Consider the following 26341-nt stretch of genomic DNA (forward strand, 5'->3'; position numbering starts at 1 on the left):
TCTAGGCTACCCGCGGGCCGGCCGGCGGCGGCCCTGATCAGCCAGCCTGGTTGACGCGGATGAGGTTGCCGGCGGGGTCGCGGAACGCGATGTCGCGCGGACCCCACGGCTGGTCCATGGGCTCTTGCAGGACGTCGGTGCCTGACGCCTGCACGCGCTCGAACGTCGCGTCGAGGTCCTGCGACGTGAACACGTACGGGCCGAGGGATCCCTTCGCGAGGAGGCGGTGGAGGGCCTCCGCGTCGTCGGGCGAGCGGCCGGCGCCGGGCTCGGACAGCACGATCGAGAGGCCGGGCTGCGCGGCGACGCCGAGCGTGACCCAGTGGAAGCCCTCGTTCGCGACCTCGTTGAGGACGTCGAAGCCGAGGGTGTCGCGGTAGAAGGCGGTCGCCGCGGCGACATCGTCGACCGCGATGGGCAGGTAGGTGAGGGAGAGGTTCGTCATGGATGCCACGGTAGGCGCGGCATCCGCCCCGCGCTTCTCCGATCCTGCTCGTCCTCAGCGGTAGCGGGTGGGCCGGGTGAGGACGCGCGCCATGCATTCCGGCAGGGCCTCCGTCGCCTCGTGCGAGCGGCTGCGGTAGGCCGTCGGGGTCTCCCCCGCGAGCCGGCTGAACGTCGAGCTGAACGAGCCGAGCGAGGTTGCGCCCACCGCCATGCAAGCATCCGTCACGCTGACGCCGTCACGCAGCAGCGCCATCGCGCGCTCGATGCGCCGGGTCATCAGGTACGCGTACGGGGTCTCGCCGTACGCCTCCGCGAACTCGCGGGAGAAGTGCGACGGCGACATGAGCGCGCGCTGCGCCATCGTCGGGACATCGAGCGGCTTCGCGTAGTCCCGGTCCATCAGGTCGCGCGCACGCCGCAGATGGGCGAGCGTCTCGGGCGACTGCGGACGGCTGGACACGACTCCACGCTAGCCGGGCCACTACCCTGGGAACACGGGCCTGTAGCTCAGTCGGTAGAGCATCGGACTTTTAATCCGCGGGTCGTGGGTTCGAGCCCCACCGGGCCCACGCGACCGGCGCCGTCCCGAAGGGGCGGTGTCGGGCGCGTCATCCGGGTGGCGGCGCAGGACCCACCCCCGCGGGCCCGCAGGGCCCACGCGCGGGAGGCGCCCCTCCGGGGCGGCGATCCGCGCGTCCCGGACGAGCCCCCTCGCGGGTCTAGTTCTTTGTGCGTTCCGTCGGGAAGATGACCGGACTGAAGAGGTAACGTTCGCGGCCGGGTTCGGGTTGCTGGGCGCGGACGGCGGTGATGAGTCGGCCGAGTTGTGTCAGGAATTCGGCGAGTTCCTCATGCGAGAGCCAGAGCGACATCTGCTGGTAGCCGACTAGATCGTTCATCGGTGCGGCGTCGGGCCGATCGAGGTACGCGCCGAACTCCGACAGCAATGTGGTGACCGCGATGGTGAAGGCTCGGCGATGGTCGTTAGGGGTTGCCGATGCCACGGTTTCGGCGTCGACCGGTGGTCGATCCACGGAGAGTTGGTAGCTGCGCTCGACGGTGCCGCGGTTTCGTCGTTCGGCGACGACCTCGAGGATTCCGCCGTCGACCAGCAATGCGAGCTGGCGATACAGGCTCGCCAATGAGACGTCCGTCAGAAGTTCGTGGAGGTCGTGTGCGGTCAGGATCCGCTGGCCCGTGAGCGCGTGGACGATCCGTATGCGAACCGGGTGGATCAGGAGGTCTGCACGTTCCATAGCCTTATCTTCTCAGGATCGCTATTATTCTCAAACATGAGAACAATGGATCAAGTCGAGTCTGCCGAACGGCTGGTGCGGGTGCTTGCCGCGCACGATTTCGGCTCTGCGCGCCACATGTTCGACCGCAGAGTGCGCCGCAAGCTCTCGGCACGATCACTGGCCGCGGCATGGCAGATGCACGTGGATTCGCTTGGCAGCCCCGCCATGGTCGGTTCCGGCGAATTGGTCGATGCGACATCGCCTGCACGAGTCGAGGTCCCGATCGCCGTGGGAAGTCGGCACCTCTCGGCCAGCGTTCACTTCAACGATGACGGCCAATGCACGGATCTCCAGGTGCGACCGTCCCTCGTCGAGTGGACGCCACCGGACTATGTCGACCCGAACTCGTTCACAGAGGAGTCGTTCGAACTCGAAACCTCGACCAGCGCGGTTGGCGCGACGTTGACTCGCCCGCGGCCGGCCGGCCCGGTGCCCCTGGTCATCCTGCTAATGGGCGGTGGGCCGTTCGACCGCGACGGCACCGCGGGACCGAATCGTATCGGCCGCGATCTCGCGGGAGGCCTGTCCTCGGCAGGGTTCGCCGTGCTGCGCTTCGACAAGCCATCGTTCCGGAACCCCGCCCTGAGAGGCCGGCCCACCTTCGCACCCTCGCAGGACTACATTCCGCCGGTGGCAGCCGCCGTCAATCGGTTCGCCGGCCACCGGGAGTTCAACAGCGCGTGGCTGCTCGGACACAGCATGGGAGGGCGATACGCCCCACGCGTCGCCGCCGCCGTGACTGGCATCGACGGGCTCGTGCTCATGGCAGCCGACGCCGCCCCGATGCACCACTCCGCCGTTCGTGTCGCACGCCACCTGGCAGCACTCCCCGGCGCCGACAACACCGCCAGCGCCCTGACGACACAACTGGAGAAAGCCGCCACGCAGGTGGACTCACCACGGCTCTCACTGAGAACCGCTCCGTCGAAGCTCCCATTCGGCTTCACAGCCGGCACATGGCTGGAACTTCGCAACGATGACCCCGTCACAACCGCAGCCAACCTCGACATTCCCGTCCTCCTGCTCCAAGGCGGACGCGACTACCAGGTAACCGAAGCCGACGACCTCGCCCTCTGGCGACAAGGCCTCACCACAGGCGCCACCATCCGGGTCCTACCCGACGACGACCACTACTTCTTCCCCGGCACCGGAAAGTCGACACCGGCCAGCTACGACCAAGCACAACACGTCGATCACACTGCGATCTCCACAGTGACCGAGTTCATACGCCACGAATCGCCAACCCCGTCAGACAACCCTGCATGAAATACGGCTCGAGACCTCATCTCAACAGAGAGAAGGCGCGTAACCGAATCCTTCTGCGGGCGGGGCGTGGCCTGTTAGCGGTGGTATACGTCGCGGCGGTGGGTGATCGAGACGATTTCGATGACGAGGCGCTCGTCGATGATGCGGTAGAGGATGCGGTACTCGCCTCGGCGGGCCGAGTACAGAGGCGCCAGCGGCTCACGTAACGGCTTGCCGAGCCGGCGGGGGTTCTCGCACAGGGCGCCCATAATGAACTCGAACGCTGCGGCAGCGACTTTCTCGGGCAGGTCGCGTTCGAGTGCGCGGCGAGCAGTATGGGTGAAAACGACCTCGTATTGTGCGCTCACGCCGTGAGCCTGCCGCGCGCCTCCATCGCGGCACGCACCTCATCGGCGGACGACACCTGCCCGAGTGCGAGATCGGCGAGACCTTCCCGAATCGCTTCGACCTCGTCCGGATGGCTCAGGATGTCGACGGTCTCCAGCAGGGAGTCGTAGTCATCGGCGCTGAGAAGCACTGCCGCCCTGGAACCGTTACGGGTGACCTCGAACCGCTCGTGCGTCGTGACGGCCGACTCGATGAGCCTCGAGAGATTCGCGCGGGCATCCGCCACTGAGAGCGTCGTCATGTACAGAATTATAGCGGTAGTGCACGTAGCGGGATCCGTGTTCAACGTGCTCGGCATGGTCGCCGAGTTCGAAGCCGATCTGATCCGGACCCGCACGCGCGAGGGGATGCAGATCGCCAAGGCCGCTGGCAAGCTCCGCGGGAAGCAACCGACCCTGAGCAAAACGAAGCGGAAGCACCTGCTCGCCCTCGCCGCCGCCGGAACCCACACCCAGGCAGAGCTGGCAGAACTGTTCGATGTGTCCCGCACCACCATCTACCGCGAACTCCGCCGCGCCCAGCCAGAGGAGTGACCACGCCAAAGAGCGCTGCAAAACATCGCCAAAGAGCGTCAATCACACACCCCGCGGGTCCGCCAGGGCCCACGCGCGGGAGGCGCCCCTCCGGGGCGTCGATCCGCGCGTCCCGGACGAGCACGCTCGAGCCCCACCGGGCCCACGCGACCGGCGCTCAGTCGAGGACGGCGGCTACGGCCTGCAACTCCACGAGCTGGTCGTCGTAGGCCAGCACCGTCACACCCATCAGCGTGCTCGGCACGTCGAACGGGGCATACTCCCATCCTCGCCCTCAGAGCGTGGTTTCCGAACCGAGATCTGATCGGTCAGTACTGTGATTCTCGTAGCCGGTCAGCGATTCTCCACGACGCTGACAAGCCGTTACGCACCGGCCGTTTGACGTTGGCAGGAAGTGGGAGACACATGGCACACGCAGAGGCCTCGATCGTGATCGCACGACCTCCGCTGGAGGTATACGCCTTCCTCGCGGACGGGACCAACAACATGCGCTGGCGATCGGGCGTGACCTCGATCGAGCTCCGCAGCGGCCGCGCAGGCGAACTCGACGCGGTCTATGCCCAAACCCTCACCGGCCCGGGCGGCCGCCGGATCGCCGGGGACTACCGGATCACGTCCGCGGTACCCGGCACCGAGCTGCGCTTCGCCGTGATCGCCGGGCCCGCCCGACCGGAGGGCGCCTATCTCCTCACCCCGGACGGCGACGGCACACGCGTGACGTTCTCGCTGTCACTCACCCCGACCGGGCTCATGAAGCTCATGGGCCGGACCATCCAGAAGACGATGGATGCCGAGGTCGCACAGCTGCCGAAGCTGAAGGCCGCGCTCGAGTCCTGAGCCCCGGCCGAGCCGGCGTCAGCGGAGCTCGAGGCGCGGGCGAGGGCCCTCGAGGCGCGCCACGGCGATCGCGAGGTCGCCGACATCCTTCCGGACGCCCCCGAGATCCTGACGGACATCGCGCAACTCAGCGTCAACGCGAGCAAACCCTGACTCAACGCGCATCTCGACGCGCTCGAACCGGGAGTCGAGCCGCCGGACACTCCATGCCAGGAGACCACCGAGCGCCACGATGAGCGCGATCACGACACCGGTCATCGTGAGAAACGTCGATGCGTCCACGGGCATGCCTCCATTGTGCGGGTTCCGTCGGGATGTGTCACCACGCTAGGCCGCGTCACGGACACCCGGCCGCGCCTACGGCTGAACTGTGCACAACCCGCGCGTGTGGATACCCCGTCAGCGGGCGGGATGGCTCGCGTCGGCGAGCGAGGCGCGCGGGAGCCACCGCACGACGCCCAGCAGCGCCAGCACGATCACGAGCTGCACGATGCCGGTGACAAGGAAGATCGTCTGCAGCCAGCTGCCCGCATCCACGACCGCCATCTCCACGGCGATCCAGATGACCATGCCGAAGCCGGCGACCGCGGTCCACAGCAGGGCGGACTCGCGACGCGCGAGAAGGAGCCCGAGCGCGAGCGCCTGCGTGCCTCCGACCACCAGCACGAGCACGAGGCCGGGAACCGTGAACGAGCGGAAGGGGCCGGATGCCAGGAACTCGTACGGCATCCCGAGCCCGCCGGTCACGAGCATGGCGATGCCGCCGGCCACCGCGCTGACGGCGTTCAGCAGCGTGAGGAAGACCAGGACCCAGAAGAGCGTGAAGCGCAACGCGTGGTGGGTGTTCATCTCCCGAGTCTCCGGCGACGCGCCCGCCGGCCCCAGGGCCCAAGGTCCCGCGCCGAGGGACCTTCGTCCCCGCGAGCACGGACCCCGGCGCCTAACGTTGCGGTCGACCGCGGAGGGCCGAATGGAACGCATCGTGCTCGGATACGACGGAAGCCGGGGCGCCGACGCCGCCCTTGCGTGGGTCGCCGACCGGGTGCGGAAACGGCCCGCGCGGGTCGAGGTGGTGATCGTCGCGAACATGTTCGGGGCGGACCGGAGCGAGGTCCGCGGCCACCTGGAGCACGCGGAGCGGGAGCTGCGGAGCCAGACCCCCGCCTTCCCGGTCGAGACCCACTACTACGACGGGACGATGCCCCGCACGCTCGTCGACGCCGCCGAGGGGGCCGATCTGCTCGTCATCGGCCTCAGCCACGCCCACCCGCTGCGCGCGGCGCTGCACGGATGGATGCCGTTCCGCATCAGCGCGCAGTCCTCGGCGAAGACCTGCATCGTGCCCGAGAGCTGGGCGCCGCGAGACGGCGCCGTCGTGGTCGGCCTGCAGGACGACGACTCCTCCCTCGCCGCCCTCGACGTCGCCGCGAACGAGGCGCGCGACGCCGACTGCGCGCTGCACGTCGTCCACGCCTGGGCCGCCCCGGAGGAGCCGGACGTAGACGGATCGAGCGCCCTCGCCGCAGCACCGGCAGCCGAGCTCGCCGCGCACCGAGCCGTCGTCGACGCCGCCGTCCGTCGTGTGCGTGCGGCCCACCCGACCCTGCGCGTCGAGGGCGACCTCGTGCGCGCCGATCCGGTCATCGCGCTGAAGGATGTCGCGGCGGAGAGCCGCCTCGTCGTGATCGGCACGCACCAGCGCGGCATCCTCGCCGGCGGCCTGCTCGGCTCGGTCGCGCAGGACCTGATCTGGGAGCTGGGCGCGCCGCTCTGCGTGGTCCCGTCGGCCGGCTGAGGACTCGCCACCTCCCGCCGAGAACGCGGGTATGTCACGTTCCTACGGCGTGTCTGTGACATACGCGCGTTCTCGCGGAGAGGGGGGCGGGCTTGGGGAGGCTCAGTCCGGGAACGGCCGGTGGTGGGGGATCGTGATCGGCGCAGTCGCCCGGGACGTGACCGGTGTCTCGGCGGCGGGCTGCGGAGCCGCCGCCGGCGGCGGCACGGGACGGGCCGGCGGCAGCGGGAACCGCCGGCCGGTGACGGCGTGCGGTTCGATCTTCAGGACGAACGGCTTGGCGCGCAGCACCGACGACACCTGCCGGAGCACCCCGCTGCGGAAGATCTCATCCTCGTCGAACACGCGTACGATGGCACCGCGCACGACGACGCTCCAGCGGATCGTCTCGTCCTCTCCGTCGGCCTCCAGGGCGGCGACCGGGTTCGCCGCGATCTGGCGCAGCTTGGTGTCGCGCGCCGAGCGGAGGTAGACGGCGCCCTCGTAGACCGTGAAGTTCACGGGATACAGATCCGGCACCTGGTCGAGGCCCACCAGGGCCAGCCGCCCGACGTGGTGCACCTCGAGGATCTGCCAGCACTCGGCCGTGCCGAGCGACTCGGTCTTCCACGCGTCCGCCATCATCCGGCTCCTTCTGATCCCGCCGCGTCCGACACGACGAGCTCTCCGCCCGCGTGCGCGATCTCCGCCAGCGCCCGCTCGCTCGAGTCGGGGTGGACGCCCGCCACGAGGTCCGTGTAGACCCGCACGTGGCGCCCCGCGGCGATGGCATCCAGCGCCGACGCCCGCACGCAGTAGTCCGTCGCGAGGCCCACGAGGTGGACGTCGAGGATGCCGTGCTCGTCGAGCAGGTGCGCGGCCGTCTCGCCGTCGTCGCCGATCCCCTCGAAGAGTGAGTAGGCGGGCTTGCCCTGCCCCTTCCTCAGGTGGTGGGTGACCCGCGAGGTGTCGAAGACCTCGTCGTACTCCGCGCCGTAGGTGCCCGCGACACAGTGCGCGGGCCAGGTGTCGACGAAGTCGGGCTCGGCGGCGAAGTGGCCGCCGTTGTCGCCCGTGTCGTCATGCCAGTCGCGGGAGGCCACGATGATCGCGTAGTCGTCCGCGTGCGCCGCGAGGAAGCGCGTGATGCGCTCCGCGACCTCGTCTCCCCCGGCCACGCCGAGGGCGCCACGCTCGGTGAAGTCGTTCTGGACGTCGACGATGAACAGCGCTGTGCTCATGCTTCGAGGGTACGCTCACGCCGCCAGAGCTTCGAGGGCCACCAGATGGCGGGCCCGATGTCGTAGGTCAGCGCCGGGACGAGCAGCGAGCGCACGAGGAACGTGTCGACCAGCACGCCGAACGCGACGATGAACGCGATCTGCACGAGGAACAGGATCGGGATGACGCCGAGCGCCGCGAACGTGGCCGCCAGCACGAGTCCGGCCGACGTGATCACTCCGCCGGTTGCGACGAGGCCGCGCAGGATGCCGGGCCGCGTGCCATGCACGCGGGACTCCTCGCGGACGCGCGACATCAGGAAGATGTTGTAGTCCACGCCCAGTGCGACGAGGAAGACGAACCCGTAGAGCGGCACCGAGGGGTCCGCGCCGGGGAAGCCGAACACCGTGTTGAACACGAATGCGCTGACGCCGAGCGCCGCGCCGAACGACACGACGACGCTGAGGATCAGGAGTACGGGCGCGAGGATGGCGCGCAGGAGCGCCATCAGGATCAGGAGGATGACGAACAGGACGACCGGGATGATGAGGGTCCGGTCCCGGATCGAGGTGTCGTTCGTATCGATGGCGGTCGCGGTGACACCGCCGACGAGCGCGGTCCCCTCGCCGAGCGCGGTGTTCACGCTCGCACGGAGATCCCGCACGGTCTGCTCCGCGGCGGTCGAGTCGGCGGCATCCGTCAGCGTCCCGATCACCAGCACGTCTCCGCCCGCTACGGTCGGGGTCGGCGCGGGCGTGCCCGGCGCCCCGACCGGGGTGAGCACGGCGGTGCCGTTCACCACCGTTACCGGTGCCTGGCCGCTCGGCGAATCGGCCGAGGCCACCGCCACCGCACCGATGCCGGGCGCTTGATGGAGCACGTCGACCGTCGCGGCCAAGTGTTCCTGCGGCACGACGACGTACACGGGGCTCCCCGACCCGCCCGGGAAGTGCTCGCCGAGCACCTGCTGCCCGTCGCGGGCCTGGGAGGTGCCGAGCACGAGGTCGCTCTGCGGCACGCCGTCGGCCTTGAGCTGGAGGACGAGCGTGCAGGCCGCGAGCAGCACGACGGCGCACACGATCCAGACCGCACGCGCGTGCCGCGCGACGAACCGCGCCTGACGCGGCCAGAGCCCGCGCACGGGCTGCGTGAGATCGTCCGGGATCGCGACCGCGCCGTGTTTCGGGATGAACGGCCAGAACGCGACGCGACCGAACAGCGCGAGGAGCGCGGGGAGGAACGTGAGCGCGGACAGCACCGCGAACGCGATCCCGATGGAGGCGATCGGTCCGAGCGCCCGGTTCGTCGCGAGGTCGGACAGCAGGAGGCACAGCAGGCCCGCGATGACGGTGCCGCCCGAGGCGACGATCGGCTCGAACGCGCCGCGCCACGCCCGGACCGTCGCGTCCCACCGCCGCGCGCCGGCGCCGATCTGCTCGCGGAACCGCGCCACGTAGAGCAGCGCGTAGTCGGTCGCGGCGCCGATCACGAGGATGAACAGGATCCCCTGCACCTGCCCGTTGAGCACGACGATCCCCGCTTTCGCCAGCCACCAGACCGTCAGCAGCGCGAGGCAGAGGGCGAAGCTCGAGGTCAGGAGCACGAGGATCGGCAGCAGGGGCGAGCGATAGACGATCACGAGGATCACGAACACGGCGAGGAGCGCCACGCCCAGCAACAGCCCGTCGATGCCCAGGAATCCGCCGACGAGGTCGGCGGTGAGACCGGCGGGACCCGTGACCCAGGCCGTCAGCGGGGCGGTCAGCGTGTCGGTGGCGTGAGCGCGGAGCGCCGTCACGGACGCCCGGATGCCGGCATCCGACGCGATCGGCACGAAGATCTGCGCGGCCTGGCCGTCCGCCGAGACGACGGGCGGGGAGACGTCCCCGTTCACGCCCTCCACCGTGCCGAGGCCGCTCGCGAACGCCCGGATCTCGGCGAGCTGGCCCGGGGTGAGCGGCCCATCGCCGGTCACGACGACGACCGCCGGGATGCTGTCGCCGCCCGTGAAGTCCGCGAGCCGCTTGCTCACCTGCGTGGCGTCCGCGCTCTGCGGCAGATAGCTGGACTGGTCGTTCGTCGAGACCTCGTCCACCTTGCCGAAGTACGGCCCGCCGATCGCGCCGCCCACGAGCCACACGAGCACGAGCAGGACCGGGATGCCGATGCGGAGCCAGCGCGTGGTCATGTCGCTAGCTTATCTAGCTAGTTCCGATCCGGGCTAGACGCAGAAGAGGCCCGGGGAAACCGGGCCTCTTCGAGGGAGCCGCCTTGGGGAATCGAACCCCAGACCTATTCATTACGAGTGAATCGCTCTGCCGACTGAGCTAAGGCGGCGCGTCGCGACAGGCGCCACGCACGATCAACGATTCTACATGGTCGTGGTGCGGCCCGAGAACGCGGCTCAGGTGCAGCGGAGCCCGTTCTGCGGCACGGTGTCCTGCACGAAGTACGCGTCGACCGCCGCGTCCACGCACGCGTTGCCCTTGTTGTAGCCGGTGTGGCCCTCGCCGACGCGCGTGATGAGCACGCCTGACGAGAGCTGGTCCGCGAGCGACACCGCCCACGCGTACGGCGTCGCCGGGTCATTGGTCGTGCCGATCACGACGATCGGCGCGGCACCGGGGGCGGAGATGGATTCCCGGGTGCCCGCCGGCGGATACGGCCACACGTCGCACGGGTCGGGCCCGATCCAGTACGGCGCGATGACCGGCGCGTCCTGCTTCAGTTGGGCGGCCGAGGCGGCTTCGTCGGCCGCGGTCGCGCGCGGGTAGTCCATGCAGTTGTAGGCCGAGAACGCCTCCGTGGAGTTGTCCGTGTACGTGCCGTTCGCATCGCGTCCGTAGTACCGGTCGGAGAGGGACAGCGCGTACGCCGGGTCGCCCTGCAGCGTGTCGGTCAGCGCCACCGTCAGGGCCGGCCAGTTGGACTGCGAGTAGAGGGCCGTGACGATCGCCGTGACGAGCCGGTCGGCGCCCAGCATCCGCCCGTCCGAGTTCTTCAGCGGTGCGCTGTCGACGCTCGCGAGCAGCGTGCCGAGCGCGGCCATCCCGTCGTCGACCGAGCCGTGGAACGGGCAGTTCTTCCCCTGCAGGCACGCCGCCATGTAGGCGCGGAGCGCGGACTCGAAGCCGATGCCCTGCTGGGTGCTCACGTCGGTGACCGACATCGACGGATCCAGCGCGCCGTCGAGGACCATGCGCCCGACACGGTCGGGGTACAGGCCCGCGTATGTCGCGCCGAGGAACGTGCCATACGAGTAGCCGAGGTAGTTGAGGGACGAGTCGCCCAGCACCGCGCGGATGAGATCCATGTCGCGCGCGGCGTTCTGGGTCGTGATGTAGGGCAGGATGCCGCCGCTGTTCTGGTCGCACGCCTTGGCGAACGCGGCGTTGTTCGCGTTCGTCTCGTCGGTCCACGCGGCGCTCCCCCGCGGGTTCTGCGGGATGTCATAGAGGTACGCGTCCATGTCCGAGGCGTCGAAGCAGCGCACCGCCGTGGACTGGCCGACGCCGCGCGGGTCGAAACCGACGACGTCGTACGAGTCCTCCAGCTTCGCGTCGACGACGTAGCTCAGCGAGTCGCGCAGGATGTCGACACCGCTCGCGCCGGGACCTCCGGGGTTGGTCAGGAGCGCGCCGAGCGGTGAGCCGTCGCTCGCGGGGTGGCGGATGACGGCCAGCTCGATCTGCCCCTTCGTCGGGTTCGCCCAGTCGAGCGGCGCCGTCACGGTCGTGCACTGGAAGCCGTCGGCGCAGGAGCTCCAGTCGAGCGTCTGCCCGTAGAACGGCAGGAGCGCCGGGTCGACGCCGGAGACATCCGGCGTCGGCGACGGACGCGCCGACGTGTCGCCGGGACGGACCGAGAACAAGCATCCGGTGAGGAGCAGGGCCGCGGCCGCGAGGCCCGCGACCACCGCGGCGATCCGACGCGTCGGGGTCATGGGGTCCTTCCGGTGGCGACGGTGATGAGGAGGCTCTCCAGCGCGAGCGCGGGAGCGACGTTCTGCTCCAGGTTGCGACGCGTCTCGGCGAGGTGGTCGAGCACGATCAGCGTCCGCGCCGGCGGCCACGCGTCGGCAAGCGCGTGCAGCTGCGGCGCGAGCTCGGCGTTCACGAGGTCGGTGTCGCGCCCGAACTGCAGCATCACGACATCGCGGAACATCGACTGCAGATCGGTCAGCGCCCGGTCGATGCCGTCGCGGAGGCTGCGCGTCGCACGGCGCTTCTGCTCCTCCTCCAGCGCGTTCACCTGCGCGCGGACGGCCGGCGGGATCGGCCCGCCCTCGGGCACGCCCACCGTGTGGAGCAGGCTCGCACGCTCCGCCTCGTCGCGTTCGGCCGTGAGGGCCTTCGCGTCGTCCGTAGCGCTCTGCACCACCCGGGCGGCGACGTCGACGGCGTCGCCCACGCCGCGGACCGCGAGCACCGCACGCAGCGTCCCGTCGCGGCGCTCGCGGGTCGCGGCATCCGTCGCGAGCCGCTGAGCCATGCCGATGTGCCGCTGCGCGTGCCGTGCCGACTGCTCCGCGAGCGCGGCATCCACCCCCGTTCGCTCCGCGATGAGGCGGGCGACGTCGGCGAGCTCGGGCTCGCGCAGCCGCAGGGTGCGCACGCGCGAGCGGATCGTGGGCAGGAGGTCGGCGTCGCTCGGCGCGCAGAGCACCCACACCGTGCGCTCGGGCGGCTCCTCGAGGGCCTTCAGGAGGACGTTGGACGTGCGCTCGACCATGCGGTCGGCATCTTCGACGACGATGACGCGATAGCGGCCGACCGACGGCGCGAAGTATGCGCGCTCGACGAGGCGCCGCGCCTCGTCGATGCGGATCACGACCTGCTCGGTGCGCAGCGCGGTGAGGTCGGGATGCGTGCCGGCGAGCACCTGCCGCATGGCCGCCTCGTCGCCCTCGTCGGCGATGAGGGCCGCGGCGAACGCGTACGCGAGGTTCGAGCGCCCGGAACCGGGCGGCCCCGTGATGAGCCACGCGTGCGACAGCGCGGCGGGATCGGATGCCGCGCTCCGCAGTGTCGCGACGGCGTCGGGCTGGCTCCAGACCCCGCCCCACGGCACGTCGACGGCATCCATGCGGAACAGCCTAACCTCGGCCTCCGACCCCACCCTGTGGGGTCGTGAGCCGGGTCACTTCGAGGCGGCGGCCTTGCGGGTGGACGTGCGACGGGTCGTGCGCTTGGGCGCCGGGCCCTTCGCGCGCTTGTCCGCGAGAAGCTGGACCGCGCGCTCGAACGTGATCTCCTCGACGGTCTCGCCGCGCGGGATCGTCGCGTTGGTCTCGCCGTCGGTCACGTACGGGCCGAAGCGGCCGTCCTTGACCTTGATCGGCTTGCCGCTCGCGGGGTCGTTCTCGAACTCCTTGAGCGCGCTCGACGCGCGGCGCGCGCCGTACTTCGGCAGCGCGTAGATCGCGACCGCCTGCTCGAGCGTGACGTCGAAGATCTGCTGCTCGGTCTCGAGCGAGCGGGAGTCGGTGCCCTTCTTCAGGTACGGCCCGTAGCGGCCGTTCTGGGCCGTGATGGCCTCGCCCGACTCCGGGTCGGCGCCCACCGTGCGCGGCAGGTGCAGGAGCTTCAGCGCGGTCTCGAGGTCGACGGTCTCGACGGACATGCTCTTGAACAGGGAGGCGGTGCGGGGCTTGGGGGCATCCTTCGCCGGCTTCTTCTTCGGCGTCGTCTCCACGACCTCGCCGGTCGCCTCGTCGACGAGCTCGGGCTCCTCCGGCTCGACCTCCTGCACGTACGGCCCGAAGCGCCCGTCCTTCACGACCACGAGCTTGCCGTTCTCCGGGTTCTCCCCGAGCACACGGTCGCCCGCCACCGGGGCATCGATGAGCTCCTGCGCCTTCGCCGCCGTCAGCTCGTCGGGGGCCAGATCGTCCGGAACGTTGACGATGCGCGGCTTCGCCTCGGGATCCGCCGCCGCGACCTCCAGGTACGGCCCGTACTTGCCGAAGCGGAGCGTCGCGACATCGCTGATGCGGGTCGCGTTCAGCTCGCGCGCGTCGATCTCGCCGAGGTTCTCGACGATGTTGTGGAGGCCCACGTGCGCGTCCGAGCCGAAGTAGAAGTCGCGGAGCCACTGCTCGCGGCCCTGCTCGCCGCGGGCGATCGCGTCCAGGTCGTCCTCGAGCGCGGCGGTGAAGTCGTAATCGACGAGGTCGGCGAAGTGCTGCTCCAAGAGCCTGACGACGCTGAACGCCAGCCAGCTCGGCACGAGCGCCTGCCCGCGCTTCGACACGTAGCCGCGGTCCAGGATCACATCGATGATGCTCGCGAACGTGGAGGGGCGCCCGATCCCCTTCTCCTCGAGCGCCTTCACGAGGCTCGCCTCCGTGTAACGGGGCTTGGGCGTCGTCGCGTGCCGCTTCGGCTCGACATCCTTCACGTCGAGGGCGTCGCCGACCGCGAGCGCCGGCAGGGACTGGTCGTCGGCCTTGTCGGCATCCGACCGGTTCTCGTCGCTGCCCTCCTCGTACGCCTCGAGGAAGCCCTTGAACGTGTAGACCGTGCCGGATGCCGTGAACTCGGCGAGCTGGGCGCCGGCCTTCACCTCGAGCGTGACGGTGGTGGTCTCGTACTTCGCGTCGGCCATCTGGCTCGCGAGCGTGCGCTTCCAGATGAGGTCGTACATGCGCAGCTCGTCGCGATCGAGCGCGCTCGCCACCGACGCCGGCGTACGGAAGGTCTCGCCCGAGGGACGGATGGCCTCGTGCGCCTCCTGTGCGTTCTTCGAGGCGTTGCGGTAGCGGCGCGGCTCCGCCGGGATGGCGGCCTTCCCGTACAGCGACACGGCCTGCGCGCGCGCCGCCTGGACGGCCTGAGCGCTCAGGGCCGTCGAGTCGGTGCGCATATAGGTGATGTACCCCTTCTCGTACAGGCGCTGGGCCACGCTCATCGTGAGCTTCGCGCTCAGCGAGAGCTTGCGGCCCGCCTCCTGCTGGAGGGTCGAGGTCGTGAAGGGCGCCTTGGGGCTCCGGGTCCCAGGCTTCGCCTCGATGCTGGAGACGACGCCGGCGCCCGCCTCCGCGATCGCGTCGGCGAGCGCGCGGACGGCGGCCTCGTCGAGCACGAGCGCCTTCTTCTTCAGCACGCCACGGTCGTCGAAGTCGGTGCCGCGCGCGAGGCCCTGCCCGTCGAGGCGGGCCAGCCGGGTCGTGAACGAGTCGGTGCCGCGCGCGGCCAGCGCCTCGATGTCCCAGTACTCCGCGGACACGAACGCCATGCGCTCCCGCTCGCGGTCGACCACGAGCCGTGTCGCGGCGGACTGCACGCGGCCGGCGCTCAGCGCGGCGCCCTCGCGCCCGCTGCCGACCTTCCGCCACAGCACGGGCGAGACATCCCAGCCGTAGAGGCGGTCGAGCACGCGCCGCGTCTCCTGCGCGTCAACCAGCGCGAGGTCGAGCTCGCGGGTGTTCTCCGCGGCCGTGCGGATGGCATCCTTCGTGATCTCGTGGAAGACCATGCGTTTGACCGGGACCTTGGGGTTCAGCACCTGCAGCAGATGCCACGCGATGGCCTCGCCCTCGCGGTCCTCATCCGTCGCGAGGTAGACCTCATCGGCGTTCTTCAAGGCGCGCTTCAACTCGGCGACCGTCTTGGCCTTGCGCTCGTTGACGACGTAGAAGGGGTCGAAGCCGTTGTCGATGTCGATCGAGTACTTCCCGTAAGCCGCCTTCTTGTCGGCTGGGATGTCCTTCTTGCTCGCGAGGTCGCGAATGTGACCGACTGAGCTGAGCACCTCGTAGTCGTCGCCGAGGTAGCCCTGGATCGACGTCATCTTCGTCGGGGACTCGACGATGACGAGCTTCTTTCCTGCCACTGGGGTCCTTTCGTCGTTGCACACCATACACACCGTGCACGAGGAGCCGGCCCGCTCAGCTCTCAGTCAAGGCTCTCCCGCAGCTCCCGGGCAGTGGGGAGGGCCTGGTCGGCACGGCGCACGCGGCGCACGGCGGCGGGGAGCTGCTCGATCCGCTCCCGCGCACGCTCGCGCGCAGCGGCGGCCATCACGTCATAGGGTGCGGGCTCCTCGCCGGCGCGGACGGCGTGGGTCCGGGCGCGGTCGACCAGCTGCGCGAACAGCACCTCGTCCCGATGGTCGCCCAGCACGTCGTGCAGGCGCTTCCCGGCGTCCGCGAGCTGCTCCACCGCCTCGCCGAACAGCTGGGGCGCGGCCGCCGTCAGGGCCTCCGCGAGGTGGCGGAGACGCCGGCCGGCCTTTCGGAGGTCGTGATATCGCTCCATGGAGCCGTCGAGGTGACGAGCGGCGCGGCGCACCCGCCGCGCCGCCTGCCGGAGCAGCTTCTCGAAGACGTCGGCCGCGTCCGCATCCGGCTCGATCAGCGCGGGGTGCCGACCGAACTCGCGCAGGGCGGCGTCGCGGTGCATCGCCCGCGGCAGCCTGCTCAGTTCGACGAGACGCGCATGGAGCCGGTCGTATCCGGCACGCTCCGGATCGATCAGCCTCGCCCGGACCCGCTCATCGTCGAAGCCGCTCTCCTCCAGCGCGGCGGTCGCGAAGGCAGCGCGCACCTCGCCGTCGCGCACCGCGCCGAGCTGCGCCCCCCACTCCCGCAATGCGACCTCCAGCGCCGCCGACTGCCCGGCGTCCAGGATGTCGCGCATCGCCGCGAGCGCACCGCGCAGTCTGCGCACCTGCGTGCGGTGGTGGTGCACGCCGTCGGGGAGATCCTCGAGCGCCGCCGGCTCGGTCTCCACCACCCCGGCGACGAGGTCGTGGACGACGCGGCCCGCGACGCTGACGACCGTGACGAATGACGTCTCCATCGGACCACGATAGGCGCGCTCCCCGACTGTCGGCCAGGGTCTTCCGCGACCGCGCGGCGGGAGGAGGTCCGGCCCGCGCGGAGGCCGTCACGGGCAGCACCCCGAACGACGCGTGGACGGTTACGGTCGCGATCAGACCCGCGACGTCACAGGACTCCATCGTCGCCCCGGATGCCTCCGCGAGGCGGGCCGCCTGTTCGCACGGGACGCCGGGAACTGCGCCGGATGCCGCGTCCGCGGCGGCCAGGGCCGCGGCATCGGCAGCGGAGGCAGTGCGCTGCCCCACGACCGCGGCCGCGCCGACCGCGCCGAGCCCGACCGCCAGCGCGAGGCAGCCCGCGAGGATCCCGGCCGACAGTGCTGCGCCGGCCATCAGCGACCGCCCGCGAGCGCGCAGGCCGACGCCGCGAGCGGCGGCAGAACGGAGAGGAGCGGCAGGACAGGGGCCGCGACGGTCGCGGTGACGCAGACGAGATCGCCCCGCATCTCCACCGCGGCGCGCGCGCCCGGCACCGCTCGCGCCACGGTGGCGGCCGCAGCATCCGCCTCTCCTCGCCCCGCGAGCCGCGCCGCATCGGCCGCGGCGTCCTGCAGCTGCACGGCGCGGCCCGCGGCACTCAGTGCGCCGACGCCGATGAGAAGGACGACCAGGACCGCCGGGAGGACGACCGCGAACTCCGCCGTGACCGAGCCGCGGTCGTCGCCCCGGAGCCTCATGCGACGCTGAGCGCGCGGCGCACGAGGTCGGTGAGGATGCCGCGCACCTCATCGCTGCGCATGATGACGACCAGAAGGCCCGCGAAGGCGACCGCCGCCATCGTGGCGATCGCGTACTCGGCGGTGGCGGCGCCGGTGTCGTCGACCAGCAGCCTGGCTGCGCGCCTCGTCGTGAGCCGTGGGATGCGGACGGGTCGGACGGATCGGGTCATGGGGGTTCCTCCCTGGTGTGCGATGGGCGGGCACGGCTGGTTCACGTCGACAGCGACGTCGACGCGAGAACGGTGACGAGCATCGGCGCGACGCCGAGCAGCAGGAAGGCGGGCAGGGTGCAGACGCCGAGCGGGATGAGCAGCCGCGACGAGACGCGCGCCACCCGCAGTCGCCCCTCCGTGCGGGCCCGGTGTCGCGCCAGCGCTCCGGCGGCGCGCAGCAGCTCGACCGCGGGTGCGCCCGTCGCATGAGAGAGCGTGAGGATCTGCTCGGAGGCGGGCGCCGGCTCGGGGCCGCCCGCCTCCCGCACGACCACGCGTGCCCGGTCGAGCGACACTCCCCCGGACAGAGCGATCGCGAGCAGCTCGTCGGCGAGCCCCGCGACGCCGCCCGGCGGCCGGGCGGCGCGGACGAGCCGGCCCGTCCAGCGTCGGGCGGCGAGGATCAGCAGGACGCCCGCGACCAGGCACGCGATGCCGACCGGGTTCGTGGTGAGCACCCCGAGCACGTCGAACCCGAGCAGCGCACCCAGCACGACGCCGACGAGGGGCAGCCACGCCATGAGACGCGCGGTTCCCGCCGGCTCGGCGAGCGCGACCGCGAGGTCGTCGTTCCCGTCGCGCGCTTCGCGCACCGCCTCCGCGATCGCCCGCAGGCTCGGGGCGAGCGGCGCGCCGACGACCGCCGCGACCGACCACGCCGTGGCGACGGCGGGCCACTCCCCGCCGAGCCCGCGCACCGCCTCCGCGCCCTCGGTCCCCGCACCCGCGACGGCCGCGAGCCGCGGTTCGCCCTCCGCGACGAACGCCCAAGCGCGCTCCGGCGCCACACCGGCGCCGAGCAGCACGGCGAGACGCAGCGCGGTCTCCCCCGCGTCGACCGGTGGCGGCATCCGCCCCCGCGTCCTCAGCCGGAGCGCCACGACTGCTCCTCGAGGGTGAGGCGGTCGCCGGCGAGCGCAGGCCTGCCCACGCCCGCGATCCGCCGCCGGCCGTCCGCGGCGCGTTCCAGGTGCACGACCGCGTGGATGGCGCTCACCACCTGCCGGGCGAGTGCGGGCGGGGCGAGGCCCGCGAGCGCGCCGAGCGCCTCGAGCCGCGCGGGGACGTCGGCGATCCCGTTCGCGTGGAGCGTGCCCGCACCGCCGTCGTGGCCCGTGTTCAGCGCGGACAGCAGCTCCCGCACCTCGGCCCCCCGGCATTCGCCGACCACGAGCCGGTCGGGGCGCATCCGCAGCGCCTCGCGGACGAGCCGCGGCAGGTCGACGCCCCCGGCGCCCTCGAGGTTCGGCTGACGCGCCTCCAGGCGCACGTGATGCGGGTGGTCGATGCGCAGCTCCGCGACATCCTCGATCGTGACGATCCGCTCGCCGGGCGGCACCCGTTCCAGCAGCGCCGCGAGCAGCGTCGTCTTCCCGCTCCCAGCCGATCCGGTGATGAGGACGTTGCGCCGACGCGCCACGAGCTCTTCGAGCTCCGCCCTCCGCGCGCTCGGGAAAGCCCCTTCTCGCTCCAGCGCGTCGAGGTCGATCCGCTCCCACCGCGGGACGCGGATCGAGATCGCCGTGCCGTCCGACGCGACGGGCGCCAGCACGGCGTGGACACGCACACCGCCCGCGATCCGCACGTCGACGCACGGATGGGCATCGTCGATGTGGCGGCCGCCCAGCCCGATGAGGCCAACCGCGAGCGCGCGGACCTCGTCGCCGCGCAGCGGCCAGTCCGCCACCGGCTCCGCCCCACGACCGCGGTCGACGAACAGACCGGCATCGCCGTTGACGAAGAGGTCGGTCACGTCGGGATCGGCGAGGTGCTCAGCCAGCGGCGCGAGCGCGGGATGGGCGGGCAGCGCCCGCCGGCGCGTCACGACGACATCGCCGCGGGGGCGAACGACGAATCTCTCGAGTCTCTCGACCATGCCGTCGACGGTACGGAGACGGGGAACCGCACAGTTCGGCCGGAGGCCGATCGGTGGATGAAAGGGGTCCGCGCGACCGGTGGGGAGAGAGATGTGGCGGCATCCCGCAGGGGGATGGGATGCCGCCACCGCGGCTCTGGGCGTTGGGGGTGGCCCTCGGTCGCGGGCACCGAACGAGGTTCGGGACCGCAGCCGAGCATACGCGAGGAAATTGCGCAAGTCATCGCACGTCCCGCGTGCCGAGACGAGCAGGTCGCGAATGTCCAATCCGACGGGGTCGTCATCATCCCGATGCGGAAGGCGTGCCCCGCTGCCGGAGGGTAGATTGGCGACGCACATTGACCGCAAAGGAGCACTCTGTGAGCACCCCGGGCGAAGGGCAGATCGACCACCTCCTCACGGAGTCCCGCAGATTCCCCCCTTCGCCGGAGTTCACGGCGCAGGCGGTGGCGGATGCCGGCCTGTACACGGAGGCCGCGGCCGACCGCCTCGGATTCTGGGCCGACCGTGCGCGCGAGCTCGTGCACTGGCACACGCCGTTCACCGAGGTGCTCGACTGGACGAATCCCCCGTTCGCCCGCTGGTTCGCCGACGGCGAGCTCAACGTCGCCTACAACTGCCTGGACCGCCACGTCGAGGCCGGCAACGGCGACCGCGTCGCGCTCCTGTGGGAGGGCGAGCCCGGCGACGAGCGCCGAGTCACCTACGCCGAGCTGACCGACGAGGTCAAGCGGCTCGCGAACGTGCTCGCGGGCCTCGGCATCGGCGAGGGGGACCGCGTCGCGATCTACCTGCCGATGATCCCCGAGGCGATCGCGGCGATGCTCGCGGTCGCGCGGGTCGGCGCCATCCACTCCGTCGTCTTCGGCGGCTTCTCCGCCGACAGCCTGCGGTCACGGATCGACGACGCCGGCGCACGGCTCGTCATCACCGCCGACGGCGGATACCGCAAGGGCAAGGTCTCGGCCCTCAAGCCGGCGGTGGACCAGGCCCTCGCCGACCGCAACGGCTCGGGTCCGCAGGCGACGGTCGAGCACGTGCTCGTCGTCCGCCGCGGCGGGAACGACGTCGACTGGACCGAGGACCGCGACATCTGGTGGCACGACGTCGTGCCACAGGCCTCGGCGGACCACGTCGCGCGTGCCTTCCCCGCGGAGCATCCGCTCTTCATCCTCTACACCTCGGGCACCACCGGGAAGCCGAAGGGCATCCTGCACACGTCCGGCGGATACCTCACGCAGACGGCCTTCACGAACCGGATCGTGCACGACCTCCACCCGGAGGCGGACGTGTACTGGTGCACCGCGGACGTCGGCTGGATCACGGGCCACAGCTACGTCACGTACGGCCCGCTCGCCAACGGCGCGACGCAGGTGCTGTACGAGGGCACGCCGGATGCCCCGCACCCGGGCCGCTGGTGGGAGATCGTGCAGAAGTACGGCGTGACGATCTTCTACTCGGCGCCGACCGCGATCCGCTCGTTCATGAAGCTCGGCCGGCAGATCCCGCAGGAGTTCGACCTCTCCTCGCTGCGGGTGCTCGGCTCGGTGGGCGAGCCCATCAACCCCGAGGCCTGGATCTGGTACCGCGACATCATCGGCGGCGACCAGGCGCCCATCGTCGACACGTGGTGGCAGACCGAGACGGGCGCGATCATGATCTCCGCCCTGCCCGGGGTCACGACGACCAAGCCGGGCTCCGCGCAGGTGGCGCTGCCGGGCGTCTCGATCGACGTGGTCGACGACGCCGGCCGGCACGTCGGCAACGGAAACGGCGGACTCCTCGTGGTGACGGAGCCGTGGCCGAGCATGCTGCGCGGCATCTGGGGCGACCCCGACCGGTTCGTCGAGACGTACTGGTCACGCTTCGCCGACGAGGGCTACTACTTCGCCGGCGACGGCGCACGGCTCGACGAGGACGGCGACATCTGGCTCCTCGGCCGGGTCGACGACGTCATGAACGTCTCGGGCCACCGCCTGTCCACGGCGGAGATCGAGTCGGCCCTCGTCGCGCACGAGGCGACCGCGGAGGCGGCCGTCGTCGGGGCATCCGACGAGCTCACTGGCCAGGCGGTCGTGGCGTTCGTCATCCTCAAGCAGAGCTACCTCGCGCAGCACGGCGCGGAGGGGCTCGCGCAGCAGTTGCGCGCGTGGGTCAGCGAGCAGATCGGACCGATCGCCCGCCCGCGGGACATCTACATCGTGGGCGAACTGCCGAAGACGCGGTCCGGGAAGATCATGCGGCGCCTGCTCCGCGACGTGGCCGAGGGCCGCGAGATCGGCGACACGACGACCCTCGCGGATGCCCAGGTGATGACCATCATCTCGGCCCAGGTGAAGTAGCCCGAGCCCGACCCCGCGCTCGAGCCCCAGCCCCCGCGCTCGAGCCCGCGCTCCCACCGCGCTCCCACCGCGCTCCCACCGCGCGTCACGCGATCCCGCGCGCCCTCGCGCGCCCTCCCCACGTCACGCGATCCCACCTCCTGCTCGCGAACCCACGTGCTCACAGCGCAACGAGCGGGTGCGCTCGCGAGGAGGAGGTGGGCTCGCCGGCGGTGAGGCCCGCGCGCACCCAGGCCCGCGCGCACCGGGCGCAGGCGGGCAGGCCGGGCCCGCGCGCCGGGCGCGCGAGGCGCGTCCGGCGGGACGGGGCTCAGGCGTGGGTGAAGACGACCTCGACCTCGACCGGGGAGTCCAGCGGCAGGACGGGGACACCCACGGCGGAGCGCGCGTGGCGGCCCTCGTCGCCGAAGACCTGGCCGAGCAGCTCGCTCGCGCCGTTCACGACCACGGGCTGACCCGTGAAGCGCGGGTCGGATGCCACGAACCCGGTGACCTTGAGCACGCCCGTGAGCCTGTCGACGCCACCAACGGCCTCCGCCGCCGCGGCGATCGCGTTGAGCACGCAGAGGCGTGCGTACTCCTTCGCGTCCCCCGGGGGCACGTGGTGGGAGTCCTCGCCGACCTTGCCGGTCGCGGGCAGCACGCCCGCCACGAACGGCAGCTGGCCGGACGTGTAGACGAGGTCGCCGTGGACCTTCGCGGGCACGTACGCCGCGACCGGCGTGGCAACGGCGGGCAGGTCGAGCCCGAGCTCGGCGAGACGCGCGGAGACGGTCACGCGGCATCCCCCTCGAACTGACGCGCGGCCTCTGCGGCAGCCGCGAGGCCCGCGTTGGCGGCGGTGTCACCGCCGGTCGGACGCTTCAGGTACGCCACCAGCCCGCCCTCGGGGCCGGTGACGACCTGGACGAGCTCCCACCCCTGCTTGCCCCAGTTGTTGAGGATGGCGGCGGTGTTGTGGATCAGAAGGGGGGTCGTGAGGTACTCCCACGTGGTCATCGCGACTCCGAAGTAGAGGGACGGCATGCGGGAGCCTCTCGGGTGTTCGCCCAGGTATCTCCCTTACGATCAAGCCTATGCCTGCTTCGAAACGGACATCCGGCGGCGTGCTCGGGGGGATCGCCGGTCTCGTCGGTCTGAGCGTCGCCGCAGGCGTGCTCATCACCGCGACGGTGACTCCCGCGATCGCCGTCTCGGGCGCTGCGGCATCCTCCGCGATCACACTGTTCGACAACCTGCCGAGCGTGCTTGCGATCGACGACCTGATGCTGCCGACGACGCTCTACGCGAACGACCCGAACACGCACCAGCCCGTGGTGATGACGTCGTTCTACGACCAGAATCGCTCGCCGGTGACGTTCGATCAGGTCGCGCCGGTCATGTACGACGCGATCCTCTCCAGCGAGGACAAGAACTTCTACCAGCACGGCGGCATCGACCTCGTCGGCACGACGCGCGCCCTCCTCAGCGGTGGCTCCTCAGGTGGCGGTTCGTCCATCAGCCAGCAGTACGTGAAGAACATCCTGATCCAGAAGTGCGAGCGAGACGCACCGACGCAGGACGCGAAGGACCAGTGCTTCAACGACGCGACGGCGTCAAACGGCACGCAGGGCTATGAGCGCAAGCTGCAGGAGATGCGCTACGCGATCGCGCTCGAGCAGAAGTACTCGAAGGATGAGATCCTCCTCGGCTACCTCAACATCGCGAACTTCGGCGGCACGACGTACGGCATCGACGCCGCGGCGAAGTACTACTTCGGCGTGCCCGCAAGCCAGCTGAACCTCGCCCAGGCGGCGACGCTCGCCGGCATGGTCCAGACGCCGAACACCTACCGCATCGACCGCCCAGACGGTACGACGACGGACGCGGCGGGCAAACCCGTCAACAGCCAGGCCGACGGCTACTCGATCACGAAGGCCCGCCAGACCTACGTGCTCGACCGGATGCTGGCCAACGGCAAGATCACTCAGCAGCAGCACGACGATGCCGTGGCCGCGCCCATCCAGCCGCATATCACGCCGCCGCAGGCGGGCTGTGACGTGCTGGGGGCCGCAGCTTACTTCTGCCAGTACGTCGTGTCGGTCATCCAGAACGACCCCGCGTTCGGCGCCACCGCCGACGACCGCGCGAAGGCTCTTCGCCAGGGCGGGCTGAAGATCTACACCACGCTCGACTGGAACGTCCAGAACGCCGCGCAGCAGGCGATCGCCGACAACGTCCCGACGTCGTTGGCGGGCATGAACCTCGGTTCGACGTCCACGAGCGTCGAGGTCAACACCGGACGCATCCTGTCGATCGCGCAGAATACGAAGTTCACTCAGGATCCGTCGCTCGCCAATGATCCCAACTACTCATCGATCGTCTACGCGGGCGATTCCACGTTCGGCGGCTCCGCCGGCTTCTCCGCGGGTTCCACGTTCAAGCTGTTCACTCTCGTCGACTGGCTCGAGAAAGGGCACTCGCTCAACGAGTACCTCAACGGCAACGACCGCGTCATCCCCAAGATGACGAACTCCTGTACGGGCAACTGGATCAACACCGAGAACTGGGTTCCCGGAAACTTCGAGGGCGAGGCCGGCTTCTACGGAACACCGATGCAGTTCACCGCCAAGTCGACGAACTCGGGCTATCTCGCAATGGCCGAACAGCTCGATCTGTGCGACATCGCCAAGGTCGCGACCAAGATGGGCGTGACGACGGGTGACGGCCGACCCATCACGATGTCCGTCGCGAACAACGTGATCGGTTCGGACAACATCTCGCCTCTCACTATGGCCGCCGCCTACGCGACCATTGCGAACAACGGCACCTACTGCCAGCCGACACCGATCGACAAGGTGACCAACTCACAGGGCGTCGAGCAGCCGAAGCCCAACCGCACCTGCACCCAGGTCATCGCACCCAACATCGCCGCGACAGCAGCGACAGCACTGGCGGGCGTCATGGCCAGCGGAGGGACCGGCCGCCAGGGCAACCCGCTCGATGGCACGTCCCTCATCGGCAAGACCGGTACCCACCAGGATTTCCAGACCTGGATCATCGAGGCCAATACCCGGGTCGTGACCGCGAACTGGGTCGGCAACGCGGATGGCGAAGCCAACCTCTTCCAGATGTACACGAACAACGGACAGGTCGCGAACCTCAGGTACGCGATCGGCAAGTCTGTGCAACGAGCGGTCGACCAGTTCTATCCGGGTGGCAACTTCCCGGCAGCGGACCCGACTCTTCTGCGCACGGTCCTCAAGGACGTCCCCAACGTCGTCGGGATGCCCGTCGATCAGGCGACCACGACGCTACAGAACGCCGGGTTCCAGGTGACGGTCGGCAGCCCGGTCGATTCCGACCAGCCGGCGAACATCGTCGTGACGCAGAGCTCGACACGTGCAGCTGCCGGGTCGGTCATCACCATCAGCCCGAGCAACGGGCAGGGCGGCACGATCCCGAGCGGCATCGTCGGCATGTCCCCCGCCGACGCGAAGGCATCGCTGGCGAGCGCCGGCTTCGCGAATGTCACCGCCGGCGCCGGTTGTGAAGTGCCGACGGCGAAAGTCTCCGCCTCCAGCCCGGCACCGGGCACGGCGGCCAACAAGGCCGTTGCGGTGACCCTCACCTGCGCGGTCGCCGGAAACGGTAACGGGAACGGGAACGGCGGCCACTGAGAGGTATGGCCGTAGGCCACGCTCGGACGGCCCTCGTCGCGCTCGGCGCGGCGGGGGCCGTCGGCGTGGCAGCCGGCGTCTGGGGCATCGGGATCGAGCGGTACCTGTTCACGGTGCGCCACCAGGCCGTCCGTGCTCTGCCGGCCGGGTCGCGGGCGCTGCGCATCCTCCACGTCTCCGACGCGCATCTCGCGCCCTGGCAGCGGCGCAAGCAAGAGTGGATGGCCGCCCTCGTCCGGTTCGAGCCGGACCTGGTGATCAACACGGGCGACAATCTCGGGCATCCGGACGGGCTCCGCGGCGTGCGGCGCGCTTTCGACCCATTGCGCGGCATCCCCGGCCTCTATGTGCACGGCTCGAACGACCGTGATGCGCCCAGCGCCCGGAACCCCTTCCGGTACTTCGCGGGCCCCTCACGGCGCCGGCAGCGGCCGGAGGCGCTCGACACCGGATCGCTCGACCGCTACCTGCAGGACGAGCTCGGCTGGATCTGCCTCGACAACGACGCGGCGTCGCTGTCTGCGGGCGGTCTGCGGATCACCGCCGTCGGCACGGACGACGCACACCACGATCTCGATCGGCTCGACGTCCTCCCCGCCCGGACGGCGGCGCTGCCTGTGGCCGACGTCACATTGGGCGTGACACATGCCCCGTATCGCCGCGTGCTCGACGCGCTCACCGACGTCGGTGCCGACGCGATCTTCGCGGGCCACACCCACGGCGGCCAGGTGCGCCTGCCCGGCTACGGCGCACTCGTGGCGAACTGCGACCTCCCGCTCGCGCAAGCGCGCGGGCTCAGCACGTGGACGCACGACGGACGCTCGACGGCGCTGACGGTCAGCGCCGGCCTGGGGCACTCGATCTATGCCCCGGTGCGCTTCGCGTGCCGTCCCGAGGCATCCCTCGTGACACTGCTCCCCCGGGACTAA

Annotated in this window: 26 protein-coding genes, 2 tRNA genes and 2 pseudogenes; 8 read left to right on the forward strand and 22 right to left on the reverse strand. The window is 70.7% G+C overall.

Going from position 1 to position 26341, the window contains the following annotated elements; translation table 11 throughout:
• Window positions 1-37: 37 nt before the first annotated feature.
• Window positions 38-445 (reverse strand): VOC family protein, encoded by a 408-nt coding sequence (locus tag ABCS02_RS21360; protein WP_345837706.1) that lies wholly within the window; start codon window positions 443-445, stop codon window positions 38-40.
• Window positions 446-499: 54 nt separating this feature from the next.
• Entirely contained in the window at window positions 500-847 is a 348-nt protein-coding gene (locus ABCS02_RS21365) for a helix-turn-helix transcriptional regulator (protein ID WP_345838004.1), read from the reverse strand.
• Window positions 848-943: 96 nt separating this feature from the next.
• Between ABCS02_RS21365 and ABCS02_RS21370 the strand changes: the two genes are divergently transcribed.
• Window positions 944-1016, forward strand: a tRNA-Lys gene (locus tag ABCS02_RS21370).
• 150 nt (window positions 1017-1166) lie between these two features.
• Here the strand turns inward: ABCS02_RS21370 and ABCS02_RS21375 are convergent.
• Entirely contained in the window at window positions 1167-1703 is a 537-nt protein-coding gene (locus tag ABCS02_RS21375; RefSeq protein WP_345837707.1) for a helix-turn-helix domain-containing protein, read from the reverse strand.
• 45 nt (window positions 1704-1748) lie between these two features.
• Here ABCS02_RS21375 and ABCS02_RS21380 point away from each other — a divergent pair, with 45 nt between their 5' ends.
• Window positions 1749-3011, forward strand: a complete 1263-nt coding sequence (locus tag ABCS02_RS21380) for an alpha/beta hydrolase (protein WP_345837708.1) — start codon at window positions 1749-1751, stop codon at window positions 3009-3011.
• Window positions 3012-3085: 74 nt separating this feature from the next.
• Here ABCS02_RS21380 and ABCS02_RS21385 read toward each other — a convergent pair whose 3' ends face one another.
• Together ABCS02_RS21385 and ABCS02_RS21390 are read right to left on the reverse strand one after the other, a co-directional pair.
• Window positions 3086-3358, reverse strand: coding sequence for a type II toxin-antitoxin system RelE/ParE family toxin (locus ABCS02_RS21385; RefSeq protein WP_345837709.1), 273 nt, complete (start codon window positions 3356-3358; stop codon window positions 3086-3088).
• Window positions 3355-3639, reverse strand: coding sequence for a type II toxin-antitoxin system Phd/YefM family antitoxin (locus ABCS02_RS21390; protein WP_345837710.1), 285 nt, complete (start codon window positions 3637-3639; stop codon window positions 3355-3357). The genes ABCS02_RS21385 and ABCS02_RS21390 overlap by 4 nt, the downstream gene beginning before the upstream one ends.
• A 40-nt stretch (window positions 3640-3679) precedes the next feature.
• Between ABCS02_RS21390 and ABCS02_RS21395 the strand changes: the two are divergent.
• Window positions 3680-3931: pseudogene (locus tag ABCS02_RS21395) on the forward strand (helix-turn-helix domain-containing protein); the annotation flags it as partial.
• Between the two features lie 157 nt (window positions 3932-4088).
• Here the strand turns inward: ABCS02_RS21395 and ABCS02_RS21400 are convergent.
• Window positions 4089-4178 (reverse strand): annotated as a pseudogene (locus ABCS02_RS21400) (RidA family protein); the annotation flags it as partial.
• A gap of 158 nt (window positions 4179-4336) precedes the next feature.
• Here ABCS02_RS21400 and ABCS02_RS21405 point away from each other — a divergent pair.
• On the forward strand, window positions 4337-4768 hold the full coding sequence (locus tag ABCS02_RS21405) for an SRPBCC family protein (protein ID WP_345837711.1): 432 nt from the start codon (window positions 4337-4339) through the stop codon (window positions 4766-4768).
• A gap of 18 nt (window positions 4769-4786) precedes the next feature.
• Here ABCS02_RS21405 and ABCS02_RS21410 read toward each other — a convergent pair whose 3' ends face one another.
• On the reverse strand, window positions 4787-5056 hold the full coding sequence (locus tag ABCS02_RS21410) for a hypothetical protein (protein ID WP_345837712.1): 270 nt from the start codon (window positions 5054-5056) through the stop codon (window positions 4787-4789).
• A 111-nt stretch (window positions 5057-5167) separates the two neighbouring features.
• On the reverse strand, window positions 5168-5617 hold the full coding sequence (locus ABCS02_RS21415) for a hypothetical protein (RefSeq protein WP_345837713.1): 450 nt from the start codon (window positions 5615-5617) through the stop codon (window positions 5168-5170).
• Window positions 5618-5738: 121 nt separating this feature from the next.
• Between ABCS02_RS21415 and ABCS02_RS21420 the strand changes: the two genes are divergently transcribed.
• Window positions 5739-6563 carry a universal stress protein gene (locus ABCS02_RS21420; RefSeq protein ID WP_345837714.1) on the forward strand — a complete coding sequence of 275 codons (825 nt, stop codon included), beginning with the start codon at window positions 5739-5741 and terminating at the stop codon, window positions 6561-6563.
• 102 nt (window positions 6564-6665) lie between these two features.
• On the opposite strand, the gene ABCS02_RS21425 is transcribed toward ABCS02_RS21420, so the two are convergent.
• From ABCS02_RS21425 to ABCS02_RS21480, 12 genes are all read right to left on the reverse strand, one after another.
• A complete protein-coding gene (locus tag ABCS02_RS21425) occupies window positions 6666-7184 on the reverse strand; it encodes a pyridoxamine 5'-phosphate oxidase family protein (protein ID WP_345837715.1) in 519 nt (172 codons plus the stop codon).
• A complete protein-coding gene (locus ABCS02_RS21430) occupies window positions 7184-7783 on the reverse strand; it encodes an isochorismatase family protein (RefSeq protein WP_345837716.1) in 600 nt (199 codons plus the stop codon). Before ABCS02_RS21430 ends, ABCS02_RS21425 begins: the two co-directional genes overlap by 1 nt.
• The gene (locus tag ABCS02_RS21435; protein WP_345837717.1) at window positions 7780-9951 is read right to left on the reverse strand and encodes an MMPL family transporter; all 2172 of its coding nucleotides are present in this window, start codon (window positions 9949-9951) and stop codon (window positions 7780-7782) included. Before ABCS02_RS21435 ends, ABCS02_RS21430 begins: the two co-directional genes overlap by 4 nt.
• Window positions 9952-10027: 76 nt before the next feature.
• A tRNA-Thr gene (locus tag ABCS02_RS21440) sits at window positions 10028-10100 on the reverse strand.
• A gap of 67 nt (window positions 10101-10167) precedes the next feature.
• Entirely contained in the window at window positions 10168-11706 is a 1539-nt protein-coding gene (locus ABCS02_RS21445) for an alpha/beta hydrolase (RefSeq protein WP_345837718.1), read from the reverse strand.
• On the reverse strand, window positions 11703-12848 hold the full coding sequence (locus ABCS02_RS21450; RefSeq protein WP_345837719.1) for a DNA polymerase III subunit delta': 1146 nt from the start codon (window positions 12846-12848) through the stop codon (window positions 11703-11705). Before ABCS02_RS21450 ends, ABCS02_RS21445 begins: the two co-directional genes overlap by 4 nt.
• 54 nt (window positions 12849-12902) lie before the next feature.
• Window positions 12903-15596: a type I DNA topoisomerase gene (topA, locus tag ABCS02_RS21455; RefSeq protein WP_345837720.1), complete on the reverse strand. Its 2694-nt coding sequence runs from the start codon at window positions 15594-15596 to the stop codon at window positions 12903-12905.
• 62 nt (window positions 15597-15658) lie between these two features.
• Window positions 15659-16564, reverse strand: coding sequence for a CHAD domain-containing protein (locus ABCS02_RS21460; protein WP_345837721.1), 906 nt, complete (start codon window positions 16562-16564; stop codon window positions 15659-15661).
• Window positions 16565-16936: 372 nt separating this feature from the next.
• Window positions 16937-17281, reverse strand: a complete 345-nt coding sequence (locus ABCS02_RS21465; protein ID WP_345837722.1) for a TadE family type IV pilus minor pilin — start codon at window positions 17279-17281, stop codon at window positions 16937-16939.
• Window positions 17278-17493: a DUF4244 domain-containing protein gene (locus ABCS02_RS21470; protein ID WP_345837723.1), complete on the reverse strand. Its 216-nt coding sequence runs from the start codon at window positions 17491-17493 to the stop codon at window positions 17278-17280. Before ABCS02_RS21470 ends, ABCS02_RS21465 begins: the two co-directional genes overlap by 4 nt.
• Window positions 17494-17534: 41 nt before the next feature.
• On the reverse strand, window positions 17535-18386 hold the full coding sequence (locus ABCS02_RS21475) for a pilus assembly protein TadB (RefSeq protein WP_345837724.1): 852 nt from the start codon (window positions 18384-18386) through the stop codon (window positions 17535-17537).
• 14 nt (window positions 18387-18400) lie between these two features.
• Window positions 18401-19411: a TadA family conjugal transfer-associated ATPase gene (locus ABCS02_RS21480; RefSeq protein WP_345837725.1), complete on the reverse strand. Its 1011-nt coding sequence runs from the start codon at window positions 19409-19411 to the stop codon at window positions 18401-18403.
• 359 nt (window positions 19412-19770) lie between these two features.
• On the opposite strand from ABCS02_RS21480, the gene acs reads away from it, so the two are divergent.
• Complete coding sequence (acs, locus tag ABCS02_RS21485; RefSeq protein WP_345837726.1) at window positions 19771-21753, forward strand: acetate--CoA ligase; 1983 nt, start codon at window positions 19771-19773, stop codon at window positions 21751-21753.
• Between the two features lie 310 nt (window positions 21754-22063).
• On the opposite strand, the gene ABCS02_RS21490 is transcribed toward acs, so the two are convergent.
• Window positions 22064-22531, reverse strand: coding sequence for a RidA family protein (locus tag ABCS02_RS21490; protein ID WP_345837727.1), 468 nt, complete (start codon window positions 22529-22531; stop codon window positions 22064-22066).
• Entirely contained in the window at window positions 22528-22752 is a 225-nt protein-coding gene (locus ABCS02_RS21495) for a hypothetical protein (RefSeq protein ID WP_345838005.1), read from the reverse strand. Before ABCS02_RS21495 ends, ABCS02_RS21490 begins: the two co-directional genes overlap by 4 nt.
• A gap of 77 nt (window positions 22753-22829) precedes the next feature.
• Here ABCS02_RS21495 and ABCS02_RS21500 point away from each other — a divergent pair, with 77 nt between their 5' ends.
• Together ABCS02_RS21500 and ABCS02_RS21505 are read left to right on the forward strand one after the other, a co-directional pair.
• Entirely contained in the window at window positions 22830-25412 is a 2583-nt protein-coding gene (locus ABCS02_RS21500) for a transglycosylase domain-containing protein (protein ID WP_345837728.1), read from the forward strand.
• Between the two features lie 5 nt (window positions 25413-25417).
• A complete protein-coding gene (locus ABCS02_RS21505) occupies window positions 25418-26341 on the forward strand; it encodes a metallophosphoesterase (RefSeq protein ID WP_345837729.1) in 924 nt (307 codons plus the stop codon).

The organism is Microbacterium sp. X-17, assembly GCF_039615055.1.

What these genes read in the sequence shown, in the direction of transcription:
- ABCS02_RS21430 (WP_345837716.1), bottom strand. Translation starts at nt 7,783, where the DNA reads ATGAGCACAGCGCTGTTCATCGTCGACGTCCAGAACGACTTCACCGAG.
- ABCS02_RS21505 (WP_345837729.1), top strand. Translation starts at nt 25,418, where the DNA reads ATGGCCGTAGGCCACGCTCGGACGGCCCTCGTCGCGCTCGGCGCGGCG.
- ABCS02_RS21450 (WP_345837719.1), bottom strand. Translation starts at nt 12,848, where the DNA reads ATGGATGCCGTCGACGTGCCGTGGGGCGGGGTCTGGAGCCAGCCCGAC.
- ABCS02_RS21475 (WP_345837724.1), bottom strand. Translation starts at nt 18,386, where the DNA reads ATGCCGCCACCGGTCGACGCGGGGGAGACCGCGCTGCGTCTCGCCGTG.
- ABCS02_RS21420 (WP_345837714.1), top strand. Translation starts at nt 5,739, where the DNA reads ATGGAACGCATCGTGCTCGGATACGACGGAAGCCGGGGCGCCGACGCC.
- ABCS02_RS21480 (WP_345837725.1), bottom strand. Translation starts at nt 19,411, where the DNA reads ATGGTCGAGAGACTCGAGAGATTCGTCGTTCGCCCCCGCGGCGATGTC.
- ABCS02_RS21495 (WP_345838005.1), bottom strand. Translation starts at nt 22,752, where the DNA reads ATGACCACGTGGGAGTACCTCACGACCCCCCTTCTGATCCACAACACC.
- ABCS02_RS21390 (WP_345837710.1), bottom strand. Translation starts at nt 3,639, where the DNA reads ATGACGACGCTCTCAGTGGCGGATGCCCGCGCGAATCTCTCGAGGCTC.
- ABCS02_RS21410 (WP_345837712.1), bottom strand. Translation starts at nt 5,056, where the DNA reads ATGCCCGTGGACGCATCGACGTTTCTCACGATGACCGGTGTCGTGATC.
- ABCS02_RS21470 (WP_345837723.1), bottom strand. Translation starts at nt 17,493, where the DNA reads ATGACCCGATCCGTCCGACCCGTCCGCATCCCACGGCTCACGACGAGG.
- ABCS02_RS21460 (WP_345837721.1), bottom strand. Translation starts at nt 16,564, where the DNA reads ATGGAGACGTCATTCGTCACGGTCGTCAGCGTCGCGGGCCGCGTCGTC.
- ABCS02_RS21415 (WP_345837713.1), bottom strand. Translation starts at nt 5,617, where the DNA reads ATGAACACCCACCACGCGTTGCGCTTCACGCTCTTCTGGGTCCTGGTC.
- ABCS02_RS21360 (WP_345837706.1), bottom strand. Translation starts at nt 445, where the DNA reads ATGACGAACCTCTCCCTCACCTACCTGCCCATCGCGGTCGACGATGTC.
- ABCS02_RS21365 (WP_345838004.1), bottom strand. Translation starts at nt 847, where the DNA reads ATGGACCGGGACTACGCGAAGCCGCTCGATGTCCCGACGATGGCGCAG.
- ABCS02_RS21435 (WP_345837717.1), bottom strand. Translation starts at nt 9,951, where the DNA reads ATGACCACGCGCTGGCTCCGCATCGGCATCCCGGTCCTGCTCGTGCTC.
- ABCS02_RS21465 (WP_345837722.1), bottom strand. Translation starts at nt 17,281, where the DNA reads ATGAGGCTCCGGGGCGACGACCGCGGCTCGGTCACGGCGGAGTTCGCG.
- ABCS02_RS21500 (WP_345837728.1), top strand. Translation starts at nt 22,830, where the DNA reads ATGCCTGCTTCGAAACGGACATCCGGCGGCGTGCTCGGGGGGATCGCC.
- ABCS02_RS21405 (WP_345837711.1), top strand. Translation starts at nt 4,337, where the DNA reads ATGGCACACGCAGAGGCCTCGATCGTGATCGCACGACCTCCGCTGGAG.
- ABCS02_RS21375 (WP_345837707.1), bottom strand. Translation starts at nt 1,703, where the DNA reads ATGGAACGTGCAGACCTCCTGATCCACCCGGTTCGCATACGGATCGTC.
- ABCS02_RS21445 (WP_345837718.1), bottom strand. Translation starts at nt 11,706, where the DNA reads ATGACCCCGACGCGTCGGATCGCCGCGGTGGTCGCGGGCCTCGCGGCC.
- ABCS02_RS21380 (WP_345837708.1), top strand. Translation starts at nt 1,749, where the DNA reads ATGGATCAAGTCGAGTCTGCCGAACGGCTGGTGCGGGTGCTTGCCGCG.
- ABCS02_RS21425 (WP_345837715.1), bottom strand. Translation starts at nt 7,184, where the DNA reads ATGGCGGACGCGTGGAAGACCGAGTCGCTCGGCACGGCCGAGTGCTGG.